This window comes from Thiomonas arsenitoxydans, assembly GCF_000253115.1.
In the GTDB taxonomy this organism is placed as follows: Bacteria; Pseudomonadota; Gammaproteobacteria; order Burkholderiales; family Burkholderiaceae_C; genus Thiomonas; species Thiomonas arsenitoxydans.
Window position 1 is genome coordinate 3,563,930 of record NC_014145.1, and the last position, 23,990, is coordinate 3,587,919.

The following is a 23,990-nucleotide window of genomic DNA, read 5'->3' on the forward strand; positions in this document are numbered from 1 at the left end:
CCCTGACAGCAGCCCAACGGGCGGTCCGCGGCATGGTCAAGCGTGGCCTTCTGCGTCGTTACAGGACCGACCGATTCCAGACGGTCTACGGACTCACGCAGCCCGGCGTAGATTGGCTCGGCGACCATGGCCACGACGCCGCATCTTCAGTGCGAAGGGTCAGCGATATGACCAATCCCGAACACCGATTGTGGGCCCAATTTCTTGTGGTTTGCAGCTGGGCGCGAGGCCTCCGTGCGGTCACAGAATCCGAGCTCCTGCATGACCTCAATGCCAATGCCAAAGCTGGCACGCGCAATGGGAGCAGCAAGGCCGTCCAAGGTTACATCACCGTGAGCGTCCATCGCCGCGGCGCCTCTGTCCGCAAGCACCTGCGCCCAGATGCCGTCGCGTTCGATGTGGAGGGGCGAGGCGTCACCTGGTTCGAGGTTGACCGCAGCAAGCGTGGCTCAGACCGCGCGGCCGACTTGGCTGCTCTGGTCGGAGCAATTGGCAACAAAACGGCCGACGGTCGCGTTCTCCGCCGCGTTGTCGTCATGTGCAAAACCGAGCGCATTGAGCGGGATGCCCTGCGCATCGTCGAGCAGCTCGCGGCTGCTTGCAATCAGCTCGTGCTGACCGAAGGGCGTAGGCACATCCGGCGGCAGAGTGATGGCGTCTATGAAGTGATGGCGGCAATCCCGGTCAAGCGTCAGGACGGTCGAACCGCGCTGATAGACGAGCAAGTTGGGCATGTCATCGTGCAGATGCTGCCAATCTGGCTGCCGAAGGTGCGGATTGACGCGAGCAATCGATGGAGCACCGATGGTTGGTTCAGCGACAACTGCCTCCCGTACAGGCGGCCAGGAAACCTCAGCCTATGGCCGATGCCCGGGTCGCCGCTCGTCACGGTGGACGATGAGTGACCCGTCGCTACACGAAGGGATGGCGCCATGCCATCTCCATTCGAATAGGACAAAACATGCAAGTTTTTGGAAACGTCGCGACCGCGCCGGAGCGAAAGGTCAGCAAATCCACTGGGCGGGGACATTTTGAGTTTCGCTTGGCAGAGAGCCAGCGCGGTGTCGATACCGAACCGACCTGGTACACGGTGCGCGTGATGAAGGACCACAACCCCAAGCTCGACAAGGGCGCGTTTGTCAAAGTCACTGGAAAGCTGAAAACCGACTTCTACCTTTCACGCGAAGGCAAACCGACCGGCACCCTGTTGATTCTGGCATTCGAGGCGACCAAGCTGGCCAAACCCGCCGCGCAGGCCACCGAGCCTGCGCGGCAAGAACAAGAAGACTGACTGGTCTTCGTTGATTCCAGCGCCCCCGACACCGGGGGCTTTTTTCTTGGTTTTATGGAAAAACCTTCCACGGCTGACCCTCCATAGCTCCCATCGCCGGCTTGGCGCGTGTCGAAGACCTGCCGATGACTGCAGGTGGATAAATGCACTGCCTAGACGTGCCAGCTGATGCCAAAAACAGGCGTCAGTCGGCGTGAGAGTCCGCAGTCGGTCGGCGTCTCTGCCCATAAACGACCGGCTGGAGTTTCACCATGGAAGCACAAAAATTGCTCGACCTGGACGAGCTCGCGCAGATGCTGCGACGCAGCCCCGAGACCATCAAAAAAGACCTTCGCCGCAACCCAGACGCCGTGCCGCCGCGATTGATGCTGCCGCATACGCGCCTGCTGCGGTGGCGCGCTGTGGATGTCGATGCCTGGCTTGGGCAATACGTGCAGCCGGCCATGCCTCGCGGGAGGCTGCAATGACGCGCCGCGCATTCCAGCCCCATCTCTACGCCAGCCACGCCGTCGCGACCGGTGGCATCGCCTCGGACTCCAACCTTCTCTATCAGTGGACGGGCACTCACTGGTCCCCTATCGATGAAGAAGCGGCTGAACGCGATGCGTACGCGTGGCTCGTCGCGCAAGACCCTGCTTGGGCGAGTGCCGAGAACGCCCGTAAGGCAGTTCGTGCTGCGAGTCTTTTTTCCCCACGCCTGCCCAAGCTCACGGATGCGGTCGTCGTGCCGACCCAGTCCGGCTACGTGCATCTTGACGGAGCAGAGCTCGTTCTAAAGCCCGCCGACCCGAGCCTGGGGCTGACGCATTGTCTCGATTGCCCTTATGCGCCTGAGGGCGTGATGCCAGCCCACTTCGCAGCCTTTGTCCAAAGGGTATTGCCGGACCCCAGCGTACGGGCACGCGTGCAGGAGTACATCGGCTACACACTTCTTGCGGATGCGCGTTACCAGCGGGCACAGTTTTGGCTCGGCGAAGGCGCCAATGGCAAGGGGGTTCTCGCAAATGTGGTCCAAGCCCTCCACGGCCACATCGCGGCAATGGCGCTGGACCAGTTGGCCGGCTTTCATCTGTCGGTCCTCGTTGGTGCAAGCCTGGTCTATGTCGACGAGGTGCCTCGCAAACCGATTGACGAGCAGCGGCTCAAATCCATGATTGCCGGGGAGCGCATACCCGTGGACCGCAAGTACCGCGAACCACTCAGCATCCATGTGCGCGGAAAGTGGCTTGTTCTCGGTAACCACCTCCCGGCCATATCCGACCACAGCAGCGGCTTTTGGCGGCGTTGGGACGTGGTGCCGTTTTCGGTCACGATTCCGGAGCGCGAGCGTGACCCGCTCCTCGCGCAGACCATCGTCCGCGAAGAACTGTCCGGCGTGCTGCGCTGGGCTCTCGATGGACTGGTGCGGCTACAAACCCGTGGAGGCTTTGACCCTGTCATGCCGGCGGCAATGCAGGCGATGCTGCAAGAAGCCAAAGCGGACACGAATTCCGTCGTGGCGTGGGTTGAAGACCTCGGCGTGAAACTACAGCTGGCGTGTGATGTCCCGAAGGAGCGTGTGTTCGAACACTATCGCAACTGGTGCGCGGTCAATGCCATGCACGAGGTGAGCGTCGTCCAATTCTGGAAGCGGGTGCGCGAGCATTTTCGGGAATTGACCGAGGCGCGCATACGGACGGGGCCTGGCCAGCGGCGGGTCTGCAATGTGAAGCTCTCGGCATCGACGACAGACCTGGATATCTGAACTGAAGGGCTGCATCAAGGGCGCGGGGCGCGAGTGCATTGGTCTCGCGCCCTTTTGCGTTGGCTCTGCCCGAGGAATGGCCGTGCCGAGTGTGCCAGGCGAAAATCCCAAAGACTTTGGGTTGTGTGACTCCTATTTCCTTTTTCCTTATCTTTCGCGAAAGTTTGGATTCTGACCCGTCACACTCGGCACAGAAGCAGCATTCATCCATCAAAACAATCACCTACAACATGCGCCGGGTGCGCCTTTGACCCGGCAACAGCCAGCACAGCCAAGGCAGCCACTTGGCGCATGACCCTGGCCCGAGTCGGGGCCAGGCAGGGCGACCACCACGAACCGCCGGTGGCAGGCCTCGAATACGCATGGGACAGGGGCAACCGGCTCTGCGTCCCACCGCCACACTGGCCGACCAGAGTTGGCCAGTGCATGAAGCAAGACAATCTATCCAGGAAGGAAAGGGTCCAGGGTCGACGCGGCTCTCCAAGGATGCGTTCCGGCGCGGTGGGTCTGGCAAACCAAGCTGAAGGACGCATGCGCGCCCGCAACGTCCCGCTGGTGGCTGGGTGCTTGCGCTGTGATTTCGACTTCTGTCGATGACGCTTGACTTGCTGACGCCTGAATCAGTCCATGAGAGATGCCACCCATGTTTCAGTAAACTATTTGAAATTACTGAAATTCGCGCAACGCCATGCATGCCTTTGCCCTGTACCGGGTGCACGAACAGGCCTACAGCACGCTGTTTGCCAGTCTGGCTCAATCGGCTGCCACGCAGGAGCAGGTTCTCTTGGGCGCGCCCGGCACCATCATCGAGCACAAACGGGGCGCACACGTCTATTTCGCGCGGCAGTTCATGAGTCCGGAAGGCAAGCGGTGCGAAGAAACCCTAGGGGGCACCGCCAGGGACCCTGACGTGCTGCAGCGTGTACAAACCATGCGCCAACGCATGGAGCGCAGCCACGGCCTCATCGCGCGCATTCGCGAGCTTGGGCGGCTGGGCTTTCAACTCGCCGACAACAAAACGTGCGCCACGGTTGGTGTCTTGTACAACCATGGTCTGTTTGCCGCCGGTGCTGTTCTCGTGGGCTCACATGCCTATGCCGTGCTGCTGAACATGCTGGGCATTCAGGCCGTGGCGTACCGCACCGAAGACGTCGACATCGCTCGCGGGCACCCCTTGGCCTTGGCCGGCGTACCCGACGATGGCCTCTTGGGCATGTTGCGACAGACTGGTATTGCGTTTGTGGAGGTTCCCGGCCTGCATCCGGCTGAACCCGCAACATCGTTCACCCAAATCGGTCCCTCTCGCTTCCATGTGGACCTGTTGGTCCCGGCCAGAACGCAGGACATTGCCATCGTCCCGGTACCCGAGTTGCGCGCGCATGCCACGGCGCTGCCCTATCTGGGCTACCTGCTTGAAAACACCCAGATGAGCGTGCTGCTGGCCCGGCACGGCGCAGTTCCGGTCCGCATTCCTGACGCCGCACGCTTTGCCCTGCATAAGCTGGTTGTCGGGCGGCTGCGTCCTGCTGCGATGCACGCCAAGGCCAGCAAGGACCTCCAGCAAGCGGCCACCTTGTTGGCCATGCTTGCCGAGCAGCGCCCGGGGGACATCGAGGACGCCTGCCAGGCCTTGCCAAGTGCCGCGCGCGCGAAGGCTCGAGGTGCCTTGTCTTTTGTGAAGAGCCTTTTGCAAAACGCGCACCCTGCGGCCATTGAGGCGTTGCAAGCTGGCCTGAGTGCCAAGGCCTGAGACCTTGTGGCGACGATTTTGCAGGCTTCGGGGCCGGCGATTTCAATCGTGGAAGCGCATGGCTTTGTCGTTACGTCGTTACGCGGTTACAGCGTGACGCCGCCGCATCAACATCGGCTCGCGCTTTGCCCGGGGCCGCCCATTGCATCTCCAATCCGACGACGCCTCTGACCTCCGCATATTGCCGAATCGCGGACTTCTTCCGTCCCCCCGCCACTTTCGCCGCTAAGCTAGCCACACGAAGGTGGCGGCAAAGCAAGGCAAAGCCGCCAGCCGCACCAAGCGCGGCTCAACCAGGGGGAGCTGATGAGCTACATCGACCGCAATCTGCTGACCAACGAGCAAATCCTGCACCGCGGCTACCTCAGCCGCATCGTGTTCGTCTCACCGTCCCTGCTTCTCCTCCTCGGGCTCGCCGTCCTCGCGCTCGACGGTGATGTCGCGGTCATTGGCGTCATCCTCCTGCTCGCAGGCGTGGCTGGTTTGCTCGGCGCCTTCATTCGTTACAAGACGTCCGAATTCGCAGTCACGAACAAGCGCGTCATCATGAAGGTAGGGCTCATCCGCAGGACCTCTGTGGAGATTGTGCTCAGCAAAATTGAGAGCATCACCGTCGACCAGGGGATTGCCGGGCGAATTTTCAACTTCGGCTCGATTGCTGTGGTCGGAACCGGCGGAACCCACGACCCGTTCCATCGCATCGCCGCGCCGCTGCAGTTTCGGCGGGCGGTGCAAGAGCAGTTGGCGGGGTAGAGCACCGCCACACGTATTGCTTCCATCCGGCAAACGAATCGAAACACGCCCAAGCCTAGACGCAACCATGCGTCGCGCAGAAACTGCGCGAGGAGCTTGCGAATGTGTCATCGGAGCCCTCCTCGATGCCGGCTGCCGACCTATCCCGCCGCAGCCGGCATCTACGAGAACCTGCAGTACTCATGGGTGGGTCGGTGTCGGGCCAAACTATGCATGCCACCGCATCGCCGCTCAGGCACGTTTGCCCGCGTCTTCAGCGCTGACCATCTCGATGGCTGTCCAGTCGAGTTGCCCGCGCCCCTTGGCGAGACTGGTCAGCAGGCGGGCATGGAGCAAGTCGGCCAAGGGCATCGGCACCGTGGCGCTCTCGGCCGCATCGCGGACCAGGCGCACATCCTTCATGCCCAGCTCCAGCTTGAATCCCGCCGGCTCGTAAGTCTGGGCTGCCAGGATGCGGCCGTAGTTCTGATAGATGGGGCAGTTGAATATCGTCTGTCCCAGGAAACCGGCCAGGGCCTGCCGGTCGATTCCGCTCTTCTCGGCCAAGGTGAGCGCCTCGGCCATCGCCTCCACGGCGGACAGAATCAGAAAATTGCCCGACAGCTTCACGACATTGGCAGCGCCCGGCTCCTCACCAAAGTCGTGAATGGCCTGGCCCATGGCCTCGAGCAGTGGCTTGGCACGTGCCTTGGCCTCGGCCGTGCCGGACTGGCAAATCCACAGCTTCTGCGCAGCGGCCGCTTCTGGGCGACCGAAGACAGGTGCGCTGAGCCACAGGCTGCCCCGCTTGGCATGCTCGGCAGCCAGATGGCGGGACGTTTCCGGCGAGACGGTGCTCATCGAGATATGCAGACCGCCAGCGCCCAGCCGGTCGGCAACACCCGAGCCGCCAAGGGTGACGTCCAGCAGTGCAGCGTCGTTGGCCAGCATGGTGATGACCACGCCGCCAGGGGTCACCGCCGCTGCGACCGAGTCGGCCACCTTGGCGCCTGCCGCGGCCAGCGGCGCGGCGCGCTCGCGGGAGCGGTTGTAGACCGTCAGCGCGACGCCGCTGCGCAGCACGCTCGAGGCCATGGGTTCCCCCATGGCGCCCAGACCGATGAAAGTGACCGATGAGTCTTGCATCGTGGATTCCTTGTTGGTGAGTGAGAAGGGCCCAGGACTAGGCCCCTGGCATGCCCAACCGGGAATTCTCCGTTGGATGCCGACTTTGTGCTGTCGCGGCGGGGCAGGCTTCTTTGCCAGGCCATCGGCAGCCTTGGTGCGGCCTGGTATCGGATGCATCCGCGTCACGCCATGACTATCGCAAAATCGAGAATGCCCCCGTGTTGCGCCGTTACAGGACTCTGTACGCTTGGTCACATTTCCTCCAGTTACATCTCTGCCACTGCCCGTAAACTGGGATTCCAATCAAGTTGTATGCCAGCCTCGCCGACATCGCGCAAGCGCTGGCGGAGTACGGCAAAACAAGTACAAGGACAAGGCGTCTGTACCCTGCATGAACCAAGACCTCAAGAAAACGCTCTGGGCCGCCGCCGACAAGCTGCGCTCCAGCATGGACGCCGCCGAGTACAAGCACATCGTGCTTGGGCTCATCTTCATCAAATACATCTCTGACGCATTCGACGAGCGCCGCGAGCAACTCAAAACCCAGTTCAACGACCCCGCGTCCGACCTGTACCTGCCCGATGCGGCCGACCAGGCCGCCGCGCTGGAGGAGCGCGATTACTACACCATGGCTAATGTGTTCTGGGTGCCCGAGGTCGCGCGCTGGGAGACCCTGCGCGCCCAGGCCAAGCTCTGGGACATCGGCATCCGCATCGACCAGGCACTCGACGCCATCGAGGCCGACAACCCGCGCCTCAAGGGCATCCTGGACAAGCGCTACGGCCGCGCCCAACTGGAGCCGGGCAAGATGGGCGAGCTGGTGGACTTGGTCTCCACCATCGGCTTCGGCACGGGCACCCAGGCCAAAGACGTCCTGGGCGAGGTGTACGAGTATTTCCTCGGCCAGTTCGCCAGCGCCGAGGGCAAGAAGGGCGGGCAGTTCTACACCCCGGCCTCGGTGGTCAAGGTGCTGGTCGAAGTGCTCGCACCGCACCAAGGCAAGGTCTACGACCCCTGCTGCGGGTCGGGTGGCATGTTCGTGCAGTCCGAGAAGTTCATCGAGAGCCACGGCGGGCGCTTTGGCGACATCTCCATCTACGGCCAGGAGGCCAACCCCACGACCTGGCGCCTAGTGGCGATGAACTTGGCCATCCGGGGCATGGACTTCAACCTCGGCAAGGAACCCGCCGACACCTTCCACCGCGACCAGCACCCCGACCTCAAGGCCGACTACGTGCTGGCCAATCCGCCGTTCAACATCTCCGACTGGGGCGGCGACCGCCTGCTGGACGACAAGCGCTGGCTCTACGGCACGCCCAACCCGAGCAATGCGAACTACGCCTGGCTGCAGCACATCCTCTGGCACCTGAACGCCAACGGGCAGGCCGGCGTGGTGCTGGCCAACGGCAGCATGTCGTCCAACCAGAACAACGAAGGCACCATCCGCAAGGCCATGGTCGAGGCCGACGTGGTGGAAGTCATGGTGGCGCTGCCGCCGCAACTCTTCTTCAACACCCAGATTCCCGCCTGCCTGTGGTTCCTGACCAAGAGCAAGACCGCCCATGGCCGCGACCGCAGGGGCGAGGTGCTGTTCATCGATGCCCGCAAGCTCGGGCGCATGGAGACCCGTGTCAACCGCGTGTTCGATGACGAGGACGTGGCCAGGATTGCCGGCACGGTGCATCGCTGGCGACAGGATGGGGAGGCTGGTGCGCAAGAGCCCTATGCCGATGTGCCGGGATTCTGCCGCGCGGTGAAGCTGGCCGAGATTGCCGAACACGGCCATGTGCTCACGCCGGGGCGGTATGTGGGCGCGGAGGCGGTGGATGATGACGATGAGGCGTTCAACGAGAAGATGGAGCGGCTGACCACCTTGCTTGCCGAGCAGATGGCGAAAGGCGCGGAGCTCGATGCGGTGATTCGGGAGAAGCTGGGGAGGATTGGGTATGCGGTTTGAGTGGGTGCCGCGACCTCTCTCCGAAGTGGCTCGCGAAATCACAGTGGGATTTGTGGGGACGATGGCAGACCAGTACGTCGCCGAGGGAGTGCCGTTCTTGCGGTCGTTGAATGTTCGTCCATTCGAGATTGACCTTGGTGATGTGAAGTACATCTCGCGTGACTTCCACGACCGCCTGCGGAAGTCGGCGCTACGTCCTGGTGATGTGGTCATCGTGCGGACCGGCAAGCCAGGGACGTGTGCCGTCGTTTCAGATGCTCTGCCTGAAGCGAATTGCTCTGACGTCGTCATAGTTCGCTGCGGAGAAGAGTTGAACCCGCACTTCTTGTCCTACTGGGTAAACGCCATGGCGGCTTCGCACGTCACTGCCCATACGGTTGGCGCTGTTCAGCAGCACTTCAACGTGGCGTCGGCGAAGCTGCTGCGCCTGCCCGTTCCGCCGCTGTCTGTTCAAGATGAAGTGCTCGCTCCGTTGCTAGCTATTGACCGTCGCATCGACCTCCTGCGCCAAACCAACGCCACGCTTGAAGCCATCGCCCAGGCGCTGTTCAAGAGCTGGTTCATCGACTTCGACCCCGTGCGCGCCAAGGCCGAGGGGCGCGAGCCCGAAGGCATGGATGCAGCAACGGCGGCGTTGTTTCCAAGTGAGTTCGAGGAGTCGGCGCTGGGGGAGATTCCGAAAGGGTGGGGGGTTCGCTCGCTTGACTCGTTCGCGAACTACCTCAACGGGTTGGCCATGCAGAAGTTCCCGCCGGAGAGTGATGAAGAGTACCTGCCAGTAATCAAGATTGCACAGCTTCGTGCAGGCAACACCAGTGGCGCTGACAGGGCTAGCTCGCGGCTTAAACCCGATTACATTGTGCGTGATGGTGATGTCCTCTTCTCATGGTCTGGTTCGCTTGAAGTGGAGCTATGGTGCGGCGGAAATGGCGCCCTGAATCAACATCTGTTCAAAGTAACGTCCAGCAAGGTGCCAAAGTGGTTCTACTACTTGGCAACGAAACAATTCCTGCCCACATTTCGTGAGATTGCCGCCCACAAGGCGACTACGATGGGGCATATCCAGCGGGTGCACTTGATGGAGGCGAGCGTGGCCATGCCAGCACCTGAAGTCTTGGACGCTCTTTCGCCGCTGATGAGGTCCATTCTGGAACGACGAGTGATTGGCGCGCTACATGCGCGGGAGTTGGCTGCCGTCCGCGACGCCCTCTTGCCACGCCTAATTTCAGGCAAACTTCGCCTGCCCGAGGCCGAGGAAGCCTTCGCAACTTCTTGACCTCTAACAGGGCTCACAATGGCACTTTGGCTCGTTCGCGCTGGCAAGTATGGGGAACATGAAACTCGGTTTCTCGATGACAACCGCATCTATCTGACTTGGGATGCATTTACGGAGACCGACCTATCGGTCGCGAAGGACTACGAAGGCGTCAAGGCCCTCATGTCACAGCGTTATCCAAGCGAGCCATCGCGCCGCTTGGGAAACTGGTCAGGGCAAGTGTGGGCCTTTCTCCTCGCCATGAAGGTCGGAGATTGGGTGGTAGTGCCAAGTAAGACGTCACCCACGATTGCGATTGGGGAAGTCGTCGGGCCATATGCGTTCGACCCCAAAGCGGAGCCGATGTACCGTCACTCCCGTGCCATCAAATGGCTAAACAAGGCCGTCCTTCGCAGTGCATTTGGCCAAGACCTTCTGTATTCGATGGGTGCATTCCTGACGGTCTGCGAAATCAAGCGCAACGACGCGGAGGCGCGCGTACGCAAAATGGCGGCCAATGGATGGCGGGATGTGTTCGTGAATACGACGGCATCCGTTCCAAGCAACGGGGGTGCCGAAAGTCAGGCTGACGCGGTAGACGTGGACCTCGAAGAGCTTGCGCGCGATGCCATTGGCAAACTCATCATCCAGAGATTTAAGGGCCATGGGATGGCGAGGCTTGTCGAAGCCATCCTAAAAGCCCAAGGTTTTGCCACGTACCTCAGCCCCGAGGGGCCAGACAAGGGAATCGACATCCTGGCAGCCGGTGGCGCTTTCGGATTCGAGCGTCCCCGCATCTGCGTGCAAGTCAAATCGGGCGACACGCCGGCGGACCGACCCGAGTTCACCCAACTTATTGGGGCAATGCAGAGTGTGAAGGCCGAGCAGGGTCTCTTTGTCTCGTGGGCGGGGTTCAAGCCGACTGTGCTTAAGGAAGTCCCGACCCATTTCTTCTCGGTGCGTGTCTGGAACGAGAAGGACCTCGTTGAGCAGGTACTGGCGAATTACGACAAACTTGACCAGGATGTCCGTGCAGAACTTCCACTCAAGCGAGTCTGGATGATTGCCTCTTCGGAGGAGTGAGCCGAGCATAGCCAGCGAACAATTGAACACAAAGCCCAAGCCATGACGAGCGCAGTCCTTGAAGACCACCTCGAACAAGCCACGCTTCAGTGGCTCTCCGCGCTCGGCTGGCAAACCGCGCATGGCCCTGACATCTCACCGCCCGACGCCAGGACCGCTGGCACCGAGCGCGACACCTACCGCCAGGTCTGCCTACCCCATCGCCTTGCGGCCACGATTCAGCGCCTGAATCCCAACATCCCGACGAGCGCACGGGACGCGGCTCTGCGCCTAGTCCTCAACCCCAACACCCCCGGCCTCGTCGCCGCCAACCGCCAGTTCCACCGCTGGCTGGTCGAAGGTGTCCCGGTCGAGTACCAGAGGGACGGCGAAACCCGCGGCGACCGCGTCCGGCTCATCGACTTCAGCGACGTTGGCCGAAACGACTGGCTGGCCGTCAACCAGTTCACCGTGCAAGGCCCCAAGCACACCCGCCGCCCCGACCTCGTGCTGTTCCTCAACGGCCTGCCCCTGGTGGTGCTGGAACTCAAGAACCCCGGCGACGAGAACGCCGACATCTGGGGCGCCTTCAACCAGCTCCAGGCCTACAAAGACGACATTCCCGACCTGTTCATCGACAACGAGCTGCTGGTCATCACCGACGGCATCTCCGCCCGCATGGGCTCGCTCACCGCCGACCGGGAACGCTTCATGGCCTGGCGCACCATCGACGGCCACACCACCGACCCGCTCGGGTCCATGCGCGAACTGGAAACCCTGGTCCAAGGTGCCTTCGACCGCCAGACCCTGCTCGACTATCTGCAGCACTTCATCCTGTTCGAGGACGATGGGGGGCTGGTCAAGAAGGTCGCCGGCTACCACCAGTTCCATGCCGTGCGCGCCGTGGTCGACAGCGTGCTCAAGGCCAGCGCCCCTGGCGGCTCGCGCAAGGGCGGGGTGGTGTGGCACACCCAGGGGGCTGGCAAGAGCATCGAGATGACCTGCCTGGCCGGCATGCTCATCGGGCACCCGGAGCTCCAGAACCCCACGGTCTTGATGGTCACCGACCGCAACGACCTGGACAACCAACTGTTCGGCGTGTTCGCCGGCGCCACCGAGCTGCTGCACGAAACCCCGGTGCAGGCCGCCACCCGCCCCAAGCTGCGCGAGCTGCTGGGCAACCGCCCCAGCGGCGGCATCGTCTTCACCACCATCCAGAAGTTCGCACCTGGCGAGGACGAAGACAGCTTCCCGGTGCTGTCCGAGCGCAGCAACATCATCGTCATCTGCGACGAAGCCCACCGCAGCCAGTACGGCTTTGCCGCCAAGCTGCCCGGACAGGACGATGCCACCCGTCGCTACCGCCAGACCGCGGCCGCGCCGCTGAGCGCGCAGGATGCCGGCGCGATTGGGGCCACCACGGCCTTGGTCACAGCGGCCCCGGCCTCCAGCGTGCGCTACGGCTACGCCCAGTACCTGCGCGACGCGTTGCCCAACGCCACCTTCGTCGCCTTCACCGGCACCCCCGTGTCGCTGGAGGACCGCGACACCCGCGCCGTGTTCGGCGACTACGTCCACATCTACGACGTCGAGCAGGCGGTCAAGGACGGCGCCACGGTGCCCATCTATTACGAGTCGCGCCTGGCGAAGCTCGAACTCGCGGAGGAGGACACCACCTGGCTTGATGATGACGTCGACCAATTGACCGAGGACGATGAGGACGACGCCAGCAAGACCAGCAAGCTGCGCCGCTGGGCCGCGCTGGAAAAACTCGTTGGCGCACCGCCCCGGATTCAGAAGGTGGCCGCCGACATCGTCGAACACTTCGAAAACCGCCTTGCCGCCCTGGACGGTAAGGCCATGGTCGTCGGCATGAGCCGCGAGATTTGCGTCCATCTCTACGACGCTCTCGTCGCCCTGCGGCCGGAATGGCACGACCCCGACCCCGACAAAGGCGCCATCAAAATCATCATGACCGGCTCGGCCTCGGACAAGCCGATGCTCAAGCCGCACATCTACACCAAAGAGGTCAAGAAGCGCCTGGAGCGGCGCTACAAGGACCCTGCCGACCCGTTCAAGCTGGTCATCGTGCGCGACATGTGGCTGACCGGCTTCGATGCGCCCTGTCTGCACACGATGTATATCGACAAGCCCATGCGTGGCCACAACCTGATGCAGGCCATCGCCCGGGTCAACCGGGTGTTCAAGGACAAGCCCGGCGGTCTGGTCGTCGACTACATCGGCATTGCCAACGAGCTCAAGGCCGCCCTGAAGGACTACACCCTGGCCCACGGCAAGGGGCGGCCGACCATCGACACCCACGAGGCCCTGCGCTTGCTGCTGGAGAAGATGGAGGTGCTCCACGGCATCCTGCACGGCTGCGACTACGCGGACTTCCGCACCCAAGCCTGGCAACTGCTGCCCAAGGTGGCCAACCATATCCTGGGCCAGGATGACGGCAAGAAGCGCTTCGCCGACGCCGTCCTGTCCGCCACCAAGGCGTTCGCGCTGTGCTGCACGCTTGACGAGGCTCTTGAACACCGGGACGAACTGGCCTTCCTGCAGGCCACCAAGGCTGCCCTGACCAAGCACACCACACAGGACAAGAAGCTCAGCGACGAGCAGAAAGAACACGCGCTGCGGCAGATTCTGAGCAAGGCCGTGGTCAGCGCCGAGGTCGTCGACATCTTCCAGGCGGCCGGGTTGAACAAACCGGATATCGGCATTCTGTCCGAGGAGTTCCTCGACGACGTGCGGCACATGAAGGAGCGCAATCTGGCGGTGGAGCTGCTGGAGCGCCTGCTCAAGGATGACATCAAGACCCGATTCAAGACCAATGTGGTCAAGGCGGCCAAGTACAGCGAATTGCTTCAGGAAAGCCTCAAGCGCTACCGCAACCGCGCCATCGAGACGGCCCAGGTCATCGAGGAACTGATTGCGATGGCCAAGCAGTTCCAGCAGGAGGCCATCAGGGGCGCCGCGCTGGGGCTGAGTCCCGAGGAGCGGGCGTTCTACGACGCGCTGGCCGCCAATGAGTCGGCGGTCAGAGAACTGGGCGACGAGACGCTGAAGAAGATTGCGGTCGAGCTGACGCTGAAACTGCGTAACTCTGTAACCGTCGATTGGTCCGTGCGCGACGCGGTGCGGGCAAGCATTCGGGTGATGGTCAAGACGCTGTTACGGCGTTACAAGTATCCGCCGGACAAGCAGGAGGAGGCAACCGAGACGGTGCTCAAGCAGGCGGAGATGCTGTCGGCGGAATGGGTAGGGTGAGCAAAGTGGCACAACAGCGTCGCGGAGCTTCCGTTCGCAATTGGTCTATCAGAGCATCACGATTCAGTGCGTCAATAAGAGAGCCGATGGCCAGCAGTCGATTGCTGGCCATCGGCTCAAGTGTGAGCAGGTCTTGCCCGTGAAAGAGCGTTTAATCCAACTCGTAGTTTGCCCTGATTTCTAGACGCAAATCTTCAGCATCAAAATCTTGTGACCAATTATTGCCGTCGTCGTCTTCCTGCATCACATCTTGATAACTGTCGATGTGTCGCTGAAATGTCTCTTCATCTCGCGTACAAGCATCAATTTCAGAGCGGGACATATTGCGCCTCAAATTATCTTTGATGCCGTCTGCAAGTCCGGAATAGTCGTCTGCAATTTCGACATCGCCAGCGTCATAAATTTGCGGCTCGCCTGCTTCCTCCGCTTCACGATTCATTGCGCGTACCGCTGCCGTTACTGCGTCACGGCGGTACATATACGTTGAATACAGATAGGCGTTCGCTTCGTCGTCCCAGACGTACACGCTGTATTCTGGCCATTCGCTTCTCGGGTCCTTGAAGCACTCTACATAGGAACGAGGTTGAAATTCTTTCATTGCTTACTCCGAGTTCAGTGGGTAGGTTGCGTAAGCCATCTGACTTACGCCATGGTGTAGGCAGTCAGTTCGGAAATCGCGGCATCCGAGATATCTTGTTTCTGCTGTTGCATGTTGATGTAAATGCCAAGGGCGATGCGCCCTGGCAAGCTCGAGTTCATCCACGGGCGTGGCGTCGAGAGAGTGGGGTTCTGCGCAAATTGCCCCTCCAGAAAGAACGGTCCTTGCATGCTCGAGGGGTTCGATTGCTGCCAGCTTCGAGCGCTTGCCGAGTTCATGGCCTTTCACGGTCGATGCGTTTTATGGAGTGCTAGTGTTTGGCCGCAATTCAGGGGCCGGCGCCGTCAACGGCGGTCAGCTGCCACTATTGGGCGTCGGCGAACGGATGGCGCGGGTTCGGCTTTTTGGGTATGGCCGGCTCAAACCCCGTGGCGGGTGAAGCATCGTCTGCGGTTACTCGCATTTGCAAAAAATTTCCAGCGCATAGTGGGCGTCTGGAACATGTTGCTCAAGGTCTGCCGCCGTGTACGTCTTTCCCTCGAGGTCGAAAGCCACGGTCTTCGCCAGCGAGTCGCGCCAGGAGTTCTCGAAGGGACTGCCTGCGAAGTTTCTTGCCAGACCGCCGTCATCTCGTGTCCCGAGCACGACGATGCCCGGTTCACAGTAGTGGAGGCCATTTCGCCGAAGTCTTTGGTCCGAGACACGGGATGCATGCCCCCCAGCTGAATGACGCGCCTCGCAAAGCGACTTGAATGTTGTCGTCCTGCCACTGATACGAAGTGTTCTCTCCAGCACGTGCCGAACAGCCGAATTGGTGACGACCGATGCGCGCCATGATTTTGGCGATGCTGCAATCGGGACAGCGAAGGATTTCTCCCTGGAAGACCAAGGAGAGTTCAGCCAATTCACTTGCGTTTGGAGCAGGTCTGAAGCACAGCGCTCCAGTTCATCCAAGGTGCCAATGAGAGCGCCTTCGACTTCGGCGTCTCGCCGGCGCTCGAGGTCAAGGCGAACATGCAGAAGCGCGTCTTTGGCGAACAGCGTGGGCCATGCCTTCAGGTCTCCTTTGGCCAGCATTTCCGTCAGCGCGCTCCGGGAAAACAAGCTGAACAGATTGGCCGTTGCATGCATTGCAAACAGATTGGGGCTGCCAAGATGGCGGACTGCGTAAAGGGCGCCGGTCGTTGCGTTCAGCAGTGACGCCGCGTCATAGACGATTCCACTCGCGGGGTCCTTCTTGCCTTGGCTGACGCTTCGCAGCGATTCGTCAAACATTGCGATGTATCGCGCGGCTTGGTTGTTTTTGTTCATGAAAGCGTTCCAGGTTATTTGTTGCGGATGCTTAGGTGTGTGTGTGTGTGTCGAATAGTCGACATGGGGAATCTTTGGCGCATTGCGCCGTGGTAGGGGTCTTGGAGGCGCCCCTTGCCTTCTTCTCTGTCATGGCAGTCGCACCGCGACTGCCATGCGTTGCCGGTCGATGCCTGAGCACAAGTTTTTAAGGAACGCGAGCCACCAACTTGGTGGTCCGTTGCCGGGCGAACCGGCATCACAATCAACGAATATAAATAATACGTCTATTTTCTATGCGTGTCAATAAAGTAGACGTGTGGCACAATGCGCCTATGGCAAACACGCAACACCACACATCCACGCCGTCGGCGCTCGACCCTGCCGGTCATTGGGGCCAAGGCCGCCGGCTCGAATTCATTGACTTTCGCCTGCGCTGGGAGGGGCGCTTGAACCGGTCTGACGTGATGGAGTTCTTCAGCATCTCCACACCGCGGGCTTCCATGGACATCGGGCGGTACCTGGAGCTGGCACCCGGCAATGCCTTCTACGACCGCAGCTCACGCAGCTACTTGGCAGCCAAGGAGTTCAAGCCGCTTTTTCCCGACAACAACCCCGAGCGCTATCTCAACGAGTTGCTGGCACGTGAGGCTGGCGTCGTGCCCAAGGGCCTCAGCTTCATCGGTTGGGTCCCGCCACTGGCCGTGATGCCGCGACCTGGACGCGTCGCACGGGCTGATGTCTTTCTCCAGGTCTTGGATGCCATCCGCGGTCACAAGGCATTGACGGTGGTGTATCAATCAATGAGCACTCCGCGGCCACAGGAGCGCGTCATTGCTCCGCACGCGCTTGCCCATGACGGGATGCGCTGGCACGTCCGTGCCTATTGCGCCCAGCGGGAGAAGTACCTCGACTTCCAGTTGGGGCGCTTTCTCGAGGTGGCTCCAAGCCAACGCCCTGGTACGGATGGGGCTGACGACGCTGCTTGGCATCGCATGGTTCCGCTGGTTCTGGCCCCGCATCCTGAACTGAGCCCCGAGCAGCAACACGCGATTGCCCTGGACTACGGGATGGTGGACGGCTGTACTACCTTGCAGTGCCGCCAATCGATGCTCTTCTACACGCTTCGCTCTCTGCGCTTGCTCAAAGAGGGAGTCGAGTCCCCGCAGGACCAGCAAATCACGCTGAGGAACCGCGCGGCGATTGCGGAGTTCCTCCCCAAGGACGCTGCTAAGAGCTGACGGAACACGGCGCTGCTCGAGGCCGCTTAAGGAGCATTCGCAGTGGGCAAGACCCTGGGCGCATTCGTTGCAAGAGCACGCGTCGAGCTCGCAATGACCGATGCCGCAGGCAAATGGTTGCCAGCACACACGCGGGCTGCAGGAACTCCCGCGCAGGTCTACACGCGGGGCCCCAGTACTCCGCCCGCTCCAGCATCATGCGCTGAACCCTCGGCGCGCTGCGGCTTGGCACGGTTGTGCGGCACTTCTTGCGCCTGACGGTTCCTGTATCACAGTTCGCCCGCGTCATATGGGCCCCTGGTCGCTGTGATAATTCGCCACTTGTCTCCTACGACGACGTGCCGGAGGCTTAGCTCATGACCCTGCGGGCCAGGAGTTTGAAACTCGCCAAGGCAGCCGGAACGGCTTTGCACGCATTGATAGCGAACCGATGACCGACGAATCCCAACTCACCATCCCGCCGTCCTTCATCGCCCTTTACGTGGAGCCAGGCCGCACCAAGCCCCATGCGCCGCGCGACGTCATCACCCAGCGCTACGAGTTCTGCGAAGACCTGGCGACGATGCTGACCGACCGCGCATCGGAAATCAAGTTCGACCTGGGGGTGACCGAGTCGGATGTTCTTGAACGCATCCACCGCGGCTTGGAGGTCGAAGGCTCTGGCCTTGATGCCAAGGAGGCGCGGTGGGTGGTGACGCGCCTGGCGGAGTTGCTGGGGTGGACGGCGTAGGATGTTTGAGAAGGATACGTACGCCTGATGTGCCGATTGGCTTGCGTTCCAGACACCGCATATTTCACACCTGGAACGACGGCGGCCTCAGTTCGGTCGGCCGGCCCTTGCCTTCCAGAAAATACCCAATCTCGACCATGGCCCAGGTGTCCTGTTCGCAGTAGGCCAGCAGGTTGCGACGTAACTCCGCCTTGCGCCTGGGCGTCAGCTCGGCGTCGAAGCAGGACTGCAGGTAGGCAACCTGCGCGCCGGTGCCGTCCTGCACCTCGTCCAGTTCTCCATAGTTCAGGTCAGGGGCGATGACCGGCAGCACCTTCTTGATGGAGAACGACCCCTTCATCGCCGGATGGTAGAAATGCTCCTTGACCACGGGGTGCAGGTCGACCAATCGCGCGGCCAGTCGCTTCAGCCGGTCCTCGAAGGCCGGATGGCGTTTGGCCAGCTCGACGATGCGACCTCGTTCATACGTGGCGTAATACACCAGGATGGGGCCACCGTCCTCCACGTCGATGGCGTGCAGCATCTCCTCGATGCAGGGCTCGGAGGGGTCATGCCCGCTGAGGTCCAGGAAGGCGCGGTGCTCGAACACGCCGGGCGCCCGCTCGATATGGCAAGACCACTGGAACGGCACCTGCTCGTAAGGTCGCAAGCCGACCCACCGCGGCACCGGCAGGTCAATGCCTTCGAAGTCGAAGTAGTAGCGGGGATACGTCAGCCTTTGCATGAAGGTGTTGGCGCCAGGGGCGAGGATAGGGCGCCCGGTGCGGTGGGCCTGCTGGATGCGGCGGTACAACGCCGCCTGTGCACCGACCAGCTCACCGGGACGCGGCTCCAGCAAAGACGTATAGCCCTTGGCGGCGAGCTTGCGCGCCAAGGCCTTCCCAGCCGTATCGGGGAGCAAACTCAGCGGATGTTCGGGGCCGGGCGGCTCCAGCCTTTGGCACAGCGCCGCGTAAGGGCAGGGGTGGGGATGGGTGCATTGATTGCCCATGCGGACGTCGGGCATGTCGCCGTCAACCACATCCCGAGCCTGCCGCAGCCATTGTGGAACAGCACGCATGCGCTGTTGCACCGCATCGGTGACGTCCAGTTGGCGAAACAAGCCGCGGTAGTCGCCGGCGCCTGGATACCGCCATTGGTTGTCCAGCAGATTGAGCTCGGCGCGCGCCAGCGGCAGGCCGGCGCCTTCCAGCACCCAGGCCTGCACGGCGACATCGTCCAAATGATGCTCGTCCGGCGAACTCGGGGTGGCCTTGTCCGGCTTCAGCGGAAACGTGGAGGCCTTGGTCTCGCGCAGGACATAGCCCGCCGCCTCCGGCAGCAAGGCATCGGCGCGGGCATACAAGCCGTCGCGCACCATGGGCATTTCGACGGCGGGCAGCATGGCGGCGGCGGTCAGTTCGGCCAACGCGGTCGCAGCATCGCTTGCCGGGTCTCCGGAGGTGTTCGGCCAGAGGTACTCCCCGACATCCCGACGCGCATACTCGCCGACGAGACGGCCGTCGAGGGTGCGGCGGTCGACGGGGACGGACGCAGAAGTTTGCGGCTCGGGCGGATGGTGATGCAGCCACAGCATCCGCGGGCATTGGCGCCAGGCCATCAGGTCGGATTTGGTCAGCACCGAAGCTCCCCCTTGTCAATCCGTGTCGGGCGGAACGGCGTGTTCCGGTCAACAGCATTGTGCCGAGCTGGAGCCTTGCGTCGCAAGCAGCGCCAGGGCTTGTTGTGTCGGAGGGACATCGGCGGTTCTGCAGGGCGCGTGCGTTCCCATAAAAAAGAGGCGCGTTTGGTGCAGCGTTACGTCGTTACGGGGCACCGCATCACAACGCGATTCAAGACCACCGCCGCGCTTTACGGAAGCGCGCCCGCAAGCGCGGCCAAACAAATCCCGCCAAAGCGTGAATTTTTCACGCGCCGCTATCTGGGTTTTGGTAAGCGGTGGCTTTTCGCTGCTGAGCTGTTCCTCGAGCGCATCTCCTAGGCTCTTACGCGTCGTTCCGGAAAAGCGATGACGTTCGACCGAGGTGGCGTGGGCATTGCCGTGGCGGCAATGAAGTTCACCGACAAGGTGGACGCGTCCCCGTTTGACACGAGCTCCGCCATCGTGACATTCGCCTTTTCGGCAAGCCGTTCACGGCCCTTATGCGTGTAGTGCGCACCCTCGGTAGCGAACGCGGCATCGAGTCGCAGCGCCATCTTGGATGCGCAAAGGTGGGCATACCGTGTGAGCATTCGAAGGTCACGATGACCGGAGAAGGCCTGTAGGTCGACCAGATTGAATTGACCCGTGTCGGCGACGCGGCTGATGCCCTCGTGCCGCAAGTCGTGGATATGAAGCCCTTCAATGTGCGCATGGTTCAGGATGTAAGCCCAGGCGTCACGCACCTTGTCCACGCTCATGGGGAACACCCGTTCGTCATGGCGAGGAAGGGCGTCGAGCATCGCCACGAGTTCAGCGCGCAGCGGCAAGGTGCGCGCCAAGCCATTCTTGGTCTCGGGCAAGAACGCGGTTTGCTTGACCAAATCCACATGGGCCCATGTCAATCCGAGGGTCTCGCCCCGCCGCGCAGCGGTCATCAGCTGGAATGCAACGAAAGCCTGCATCATGGTGCCGGGTTGCGCTTGAGCCTGCGCTACCGGGCGCAATTCCTTGCGCAGTCGCGCCTCGATGCGCTTCTTTTGCGAGAGGCTGCGGTACTGCTCGGGGACCTCGGGATGGCTTGCCAGCAGTTGTTCGACGGTCGCATCGACGGCGCGTTCGAGGTCCCAGGCCCGTGCACCGGCAAAAATGCGCTCTTCTTCACCGTCAGCGAGTCGGCGGTTACGCTCGTTGCGGTAGCGTGGTCGTTGGACACCTCTGATGGGTGAGTCGGCCAGAGGGTATTTCCAAACGTCGAGGATGAACGTGAACAAGGCGCTGAAGATGTCGACTTCACGGTCGACCGTGGCCGGTTCGCTGTCCTGCAGACGCTCCTCAATAAAGTCGTTGAGGTCATCGGTCGTGACCTCGGGCAGAGGTTTGTGCAGCCATTCCAGGCTGCCATAGGTTGTCCGCATCTGAAAGCTGCCGGGGTGCACCCTACGACCATGGGCCTTTTGCCAGTCCTTGAACTCTTCGACCAGCGCCTTTCCGTGCGGGCCGCTGTCCATGAGCATGGCCTCAAGCTTGTAGGTGAGCATGTCGGCGGACTTGAGCTTGGGCACCTTCTCCTTCAAGTACCGAACCATGAGTTGCGCGACCGTGACCTTGTGGGAGCGTGCGTAGTCGACGTACAGACCTCGTCCGCGCTCCTCCTCGATTTTGCGGATGAGCTTTTCGGCTGTCTCGACCGACGGCAGGGTGAAGGTTTGTGGCGCGCGGCCTTTCTGCCGTACCCGCACCAGGATGGTGTCTTCGAGCTGGGTCACGGCAGGTTTGAATCCCTGCGCCCGCAGCTCGGCCATGTGGCTGGCCACGCGCGCTGGTGCGTTGAAGGGGAACTCCCGCGTGAGGTCCTCGCGATTTCTGACTGTGACGCGAAAACGGGAGCGGTTTTCCAGGGTTGCCATGCGTGTCTCCAAAACGAAGTGGGGACACCGTGAAGCAACCAGGTTTATGCGCCGCGCAAGGTCGGCGACGCATGGCCCTCAAGCCGTTTGGCGTGCGTCGCACGCCGGACTTTGAGGCAATCTGTGGCACAGAATTGCCACAGATTTCAATTCGCGGGATTTTTTCTTTCCGGAAAATCTTCGCAATTTATTGATTTTGCAAAGATTTTTGGTCGGGGTGAGAGGATTCGAACCTCCGGCCTCTACGTCCCGAATGGGTGCCACCGTCTGGCGTGCTGTCATCCGCTCGCGGCGCCGATGCGGCCAAAGGTGCGGCAATGTCGCAGGAATTGACTGAGCGCTTTGTTGCGGCCATTCGCGCTGAGTTTGGCATCTCCGGAAAGGCAAAGATATGACCCAGGTCCTCAGAATGTGGCCGCTTCTTACCGCCACCCATCGCTATGACAAGTCCCTCTCCACGCGCAATCGGGGAAATGGGCAGATCATCGAAGCGCCCATCCTTGCGTATTTGATCGAGACCACGCAGGGACGCATCCTGTACGACGTGGGCTGTGACTATCGCAAGATTGAGAGCAAGTCTCTGCGCGAGCGGTATTACGACCCGCAGACCTTCGCCTTCGGCGCACCCGACATGCAGGAGGAGCAGCGCCTGCCACATCACCTGCAACGGCTCGGCTTGACCATGGCTGACATCGACCTTGTCTTTCTCGGTCATTTGCATTTCGACCACGCCGGAGGATTGTGCGAAATCTGCGGCGCCGAGGTGCATGTGCAGCATGACGAGATGGAGGCCGCGCGCAGCGGCCTGGACCCAGCGTATTTCCCTGATGACTTTGCTGGAAATCATCGCTGGAAAATCATGCAAGGAGAGTATGACTTGGTGCCCGGTGTACGGGCGATTTCCAGCCCGGGCCACACAGCTGGTCATATGTCTCTCTGGGTCGAACTCCCGCGGGGTGCGCCTGTCATTTTGTGTGGCGATGCAGCCGATCTGGAAGAGAACCTCCGTGATGAAATCGCCCCTGGCATCTGCTGGCAGGAGCGGGACGATCAAGCCGTGCAGAGCATTCGCAAACTCAAAAACCTCGCAGCAAATGAAAAGGCCCAGCTCTGGCCCAATCACGACCTCGCGTTCTGGAAGAGCTTGTGCCAGTTCCCGGAGTTCCACGATTGATCGAGCACATCGTTCCTCAGCGCTACCAGGGCGTTTGGCGCCGAACGCTGCTGACCGCTCCTGAGGTTTATGACGACAGAACCCTGGTGCTGTGGATGCAGACTGCTCGGTGGCATGCCGATCTGCGCATTCCGGCGGATCGGCCGGATTGCTCCGGCTGCACCTCGCTCGCAGAGTGCAGCCGTGCGCAGTTGCTGTGTCTATTGAAGCAAGAAGGGTTTGCTGGCATCACGACTGTCAACGGAACAAGCTGCGAGTGGCGCCGCCAGATGGACTACCACCCCAAGGGATGGCGCGACAGAGGAGAGATGGCCTTTTCGACATGCACCAGAGCGCTGGATGAATATGGCATCGAGGCGGACTATGCCGAACGCTGGGAACGCGATCCGGCCAGTGATCAGTCCGGCTGGGTCGCCCGCAGCAGCAGCGCGGCAGGTCCGGTTCTCTGGCTGCGCTCAGGCAAGCGTTTCATGTTGGCTCGACCGCGTGCAATGGACGCCACGGAAACCCTGGCGATCTGGTCGCGTGCGTCTGCCAACCGGGCCAGCATCGAGGAACTCAGGCGACTGGCTGACTTCGAAATCTCCTATGGAGTGATCACCGGAGACGATGGTTGCATCCTGCACAGCACCCTCCCCTGGCGCGAGTTGCAAAGCGTTGTTCTGCCTAAGAACTGGTCGATCGACTGCGCAGTGGGGGATCTAGCCTCCGGTGCGTGCCTCGGCTGAAGCCACCAATCAATACATCTTGTAGGGCAGAAACTTGCCGCTCATCGTGATGTGCACGCGGTCGCCCTTGGGGTCGGGCTCGCGGGTGAGGTCCATCTTGAAGTCGATGGCGCTCATGATGCCGTCGCCGAACTCCTCGTGGATCAGCTCCTTGAAGGTCGTGCCGTAAACGTTGATGAGCTCGTAGAAGCGGTAGATCAGCGGATCGGTCGGCACGGCGGTGGGCAATGCGCCTTTGTACGGCACCACCTGCAGCAGCTTCACGGCCGCGGCGTCGAGGTCGAACAGCGCGCCAATCACAGCGGCCTGTTCGGCACTGAAGGTCATTTGGCCCAGGCATCCGGCGGTCACCCACTCCTTGCTCTGGCCCACGGCCTTGGCCACGTCCGACCAGTTCAGGCCTTTGGCAATCTTGGCAGTGATGATGGCCTCGGTCACGTCGTTGCGATTCATGGAAGCTCCTTGTTACTTGGTCGTAGATGGAAGAG

Annotated in this window: 22 protein-coding genes; 15 read left to right on the top strand and 7 right to left on the bottom strand. The window is 61.6% G+C overall.

Features of this window, described 5'->3' with window-relative positions; all coding sequences use genetic code 11:
* From THI_RS16885 to THI_RS16910, 6 genes are all read left to right on the top strand, one after another.
* Positions 1-905, top strand: a 905-nt coding sequence (locus THI_RS16885) for a DNA-binding protein (RefSeq protein WP_083829886.1), incomplete at its 5' end; no start/stop codon positions are given.
* The gene (locus THI_RS16890; protein ID WP_231836256.1) at positions 902-1,291 is read left to right on the top strand and encodes a single-stranded DNA-binding protein; all 390 of its coding nucleotides are present in this window, start codon (positions 902-904) and stop codon (positions 1,289-1,291) included. The genes THI_RS16885 and THI_RS16890, both read left to right, overlap by 4 nt.
* A 251-nt stretch (positions 1,292-1,542) precedes the next feature.
* Positions 1,543-1,758: a hypothetical protein gene (locus THI_RS16895; RefSeq protein WP_013104709.1), complete on the top strand. Its 216-nt coding sequence runs from the start codon at positions 1,543-1,545 to the stop codon at positions 1,756-1,758.
* Positions 1,755-3,035, top strand: coding sequence for a DNA primase family protein (locus tag THI_RS16900; RefSeq protein ID WP_013104710.1), 1,281 nt, complete (start codon positions 1,755-1,757; stop codon positions 3,033-3,035). Before THI_RS16895 ends, THI_RS16900 begins: the two co-directional genes overlap by 4 nt.
* Before the next feature lie 688 nt (positions 3,036-3,723).
* A complete protein-coding gene (locus tag THI_RS16905) occupies positions 3,724-4,785 on the top strand; it encodes a GSU2403 family nucleotidyltransferase fold protein (RefSeq protein WP_013104711.1) in 1,062 nt (353 codons plus the stop codon).
* Positions 4,786-5,091: 306 nt separating this feature from the next.
* The gene (locus THI_RS16910; RefSeq protein ID WP_013104713.1) at positions 5,092-5,538 is read left to right on the top strand and encodes a PH domain-containing protein; all 447 of its coding nucleotides are present in this window, start codon (positions 5,092-5,094) and stop codon (positions 5,536-5,538) included.
* A gap of 231 nt (positions 5,539-5,769) precedes the next feature.
* On the opposite strand, the gene THI_RS16915 is transcribed toward THI_RS16910, so the two are convergent.
* Positions 5,770-6,663, bottom strand: coding sequence for an NAD(P)-dependent oxidoreductase (locus THI_RS16915; RefSeq protein WP_013104714.1), 894 nt, complete (start codon positions 6,661-6,663; stop codon positions 5,770-5,772).
* A gap of 373 nt (positions 6,664-7,036) precedes the next feature.
* On the opposite strand from THI_RS16915, the gene THI_RS16920 reads away from it, so the two are divergent.
* From THI_RS16920 to THI_RS16935, 4 genes are read left to right on the top strand one after another with little or no spacing between them, the layout of a single operon-like run.
* Positions 7,037-8,602 (top strand): class I SAM-dependent DNA methyltransferase, encoded by a 1,566-nt coding sequence (locus tag THI_RS16920; RefSeq protein ID WP_013104715.1) that lies wholly within the window; start codon positions 7,037-7,039, stop codon positions 8,600-8,602.
* Entirely contained in the window at positions 8,592-9,878 is a 1,287-nt protein-coding gene (locus THI_RS18635; RefSeq protein ID WP_013104716.1) for a restriction endonuclease subunit S domain-containing protein, read from the top strand. Before THI_RS16920 ends, THI_RS18635 begins: the two co-directional genes overlap by 11 nt.
* Before the next feature lie 18 nt (positions 9,879-9,896).
* Complete coding sequence (locus THI_RS16930) at positions 9,897-10,940, top strand: restriction endonuclease (RefSeq protein ID WP_013104717.1); 1,044 nt, start codon at positions 9,897-9,899, stop codon at positions 10,938-10,940.
* Between the two features lie 42 nt (positions 10,941-10,982).
* Positions 10,983-14,192 (top strand): type I restriction endonuclease subunit R, encoded by a 3,210-nt coding sequence (locus tag THI_RS16935; protein ID WP_013104718.1) that lies wholly within the window; start codon positions 10,983-10,985, stop codon positions 14,190-14,192.
* A gap of 151 nt (positions 14,193-14,343) precedes the next feature.
* Here THI_RS16935 and THI_RS18640 read toward each other — a convergent pair whose 3' ends face one another.
* The 3 genes from THI_RS18640 to THI_RS16945 form a co-directional block, all read right to left on the bottom strand.
* On the bottom strand, positions 14,344-14,790 hold the full coding sequence (locus THI_RS18640; protein ID WP_013104719.1) for a hypothetical protein: 447 nt from the start codon (positions 14,788-14,790) through the stop codon (positions 14,344-14,346).
* A 44-nt stretch (positions 14,791-14,834) separates the two neighbouring features.
* Positions 14,835-15,020: a hypothetical protein gene (locus THI_RS18645; protein WP_141130496.1), complete on the bottom strand. Its 186-nt coding sequence runs from the start codon at positions 15,018-15,020 to the stop codon at positions 14,835-14,837.
* 223 nt (positions 15,021-15,243) lie between these two features.
* Positions 15,244-16,101, bottom strand: coding sequence for a hypothetical protein (locus THI_RS16945; RefSeq protein ID WP_013104721.1), 858 nt, complete (start codon positions 16,099-16,101; stop codon positions 15,244-15,246).
* Positions 16,102-16,415: 314 nt separating this feature from the next.
* On the opposite strand from THI_RS16945, the gene THI_RS16950 reads away from it, so the two are divergent.
* Together THI_RS16950 and THI_RS16955 are read left to right on the top strand one after the other, a co-directional pair.
* Positions 16,416-17,321: a WYL domain-containing protein gene (locus THI_RS16950; RefSeq protein WP_041609122.1), complete on the top strand. Its 906-nt coding sequence runs from the start codon at positions 16,416-16,418 to the stop codon at positions 17,319-17,321.
* Positions 17,322-17,751: 430 nt separating this feature from the next.
* Entirely contained in the window at positions 17,752-18,051 is a 300-nt protein-coding gene (locus THI_RS16955; protein ID WP_013104724.1) for a hypothetical protein, read from the top strand.
* A 64-nt stretch (positions 18,052-18,115) separates the two neighbouring features.
* Here THI_RS16955 and THI_RS16960 read toward each other — a convergent pair whose 3' ends face one another.
* Positions 18,116-19,672, bottom strand: coding sequence for a DUF2779 domain-containing protein (locus THI_RS16960; protein ID WP_013104725.1), 1,557 nt, complete (start codon positions 19,670-19,672; stop codon positions 18,116-18,118).
* Positions 19,673-19,747: 75 nt separating this feature from the next.
* On the opposite strand from THI_RS16960, the gene THI_RS16965 reads away from it, so the two are divergent.
* On the top strand, positions 19,748-20,032 hold the full coding sequence (locus THI_RS16965) for a hypothetical protein (protein WP_141130497.1): 285 nt from the start codon (positions 19,748-19,750) through the stop codon (positions 20,030-20,032).
* Here THI_RS16965 and THI_RS16970 read toward each other — a convergent pair.
* The gene (locus tag THI_RS16970) at positions 20,029-21,600 is read right to left on the bottom strand and encodes a site-specific integrase (protein WP_013107478.1); all 1,572 of its coding nucleotides are present in this window, start codon (positions 21,598-21,600) and stop codon (positions 20,029-20,031) included. The two genes, THI_RS16965 and THI_RS16970, sit on opposite strands and share 4 nt — an antisense overlap.
* Positions 21,601-21,991: 391 nt before the next feature.
* On the opposite strand from THI_RS16970, the gene THI_RS16975 reads away from it, so the two are divergent.
* A complete protein-coding gene (locus THI_RS16975; RefSeq protein WP_013107479.1) occupies positions 21,992-22,774 on the top strand; it encodes an N-acyl homoserine lactonase family protein in 783 nt (260 codons plus the stop codon).
* Positions 22,771-23,502 (top strand): hypothetical protein, encoded by a 732-nt coding sequence (locus THI_RS18200; RefSeq protein ID WP_013107480.1) that lies wholly within the window; start codon positions 22,771-22,773, stop codon positions 23,500-23,502. The genes THI_RS16975 and THI_RS18200 overlap by 4 nt, the downstream gene beginning before the upstream one ends.
* A gap of 9 nt (positions 23,503-23,511) precedes the next feature.
* Here the strand turns inward: THI_RS18200 and cynS are convergent, their stop codons facing one another.
* Positions 23,512-23,955: a cyanase gene (gene cynS, locus THI_RS16985; RefSeq protein WP_013107481.1), complete on the bottom strand. Its 444-nt coding sequence runs from the start codon at positions 23,953-23,955 to the stop codon at positions 23,512-23,514.
* Positions 23,956-23,990 lie beyond the last annotated feature (35 nt).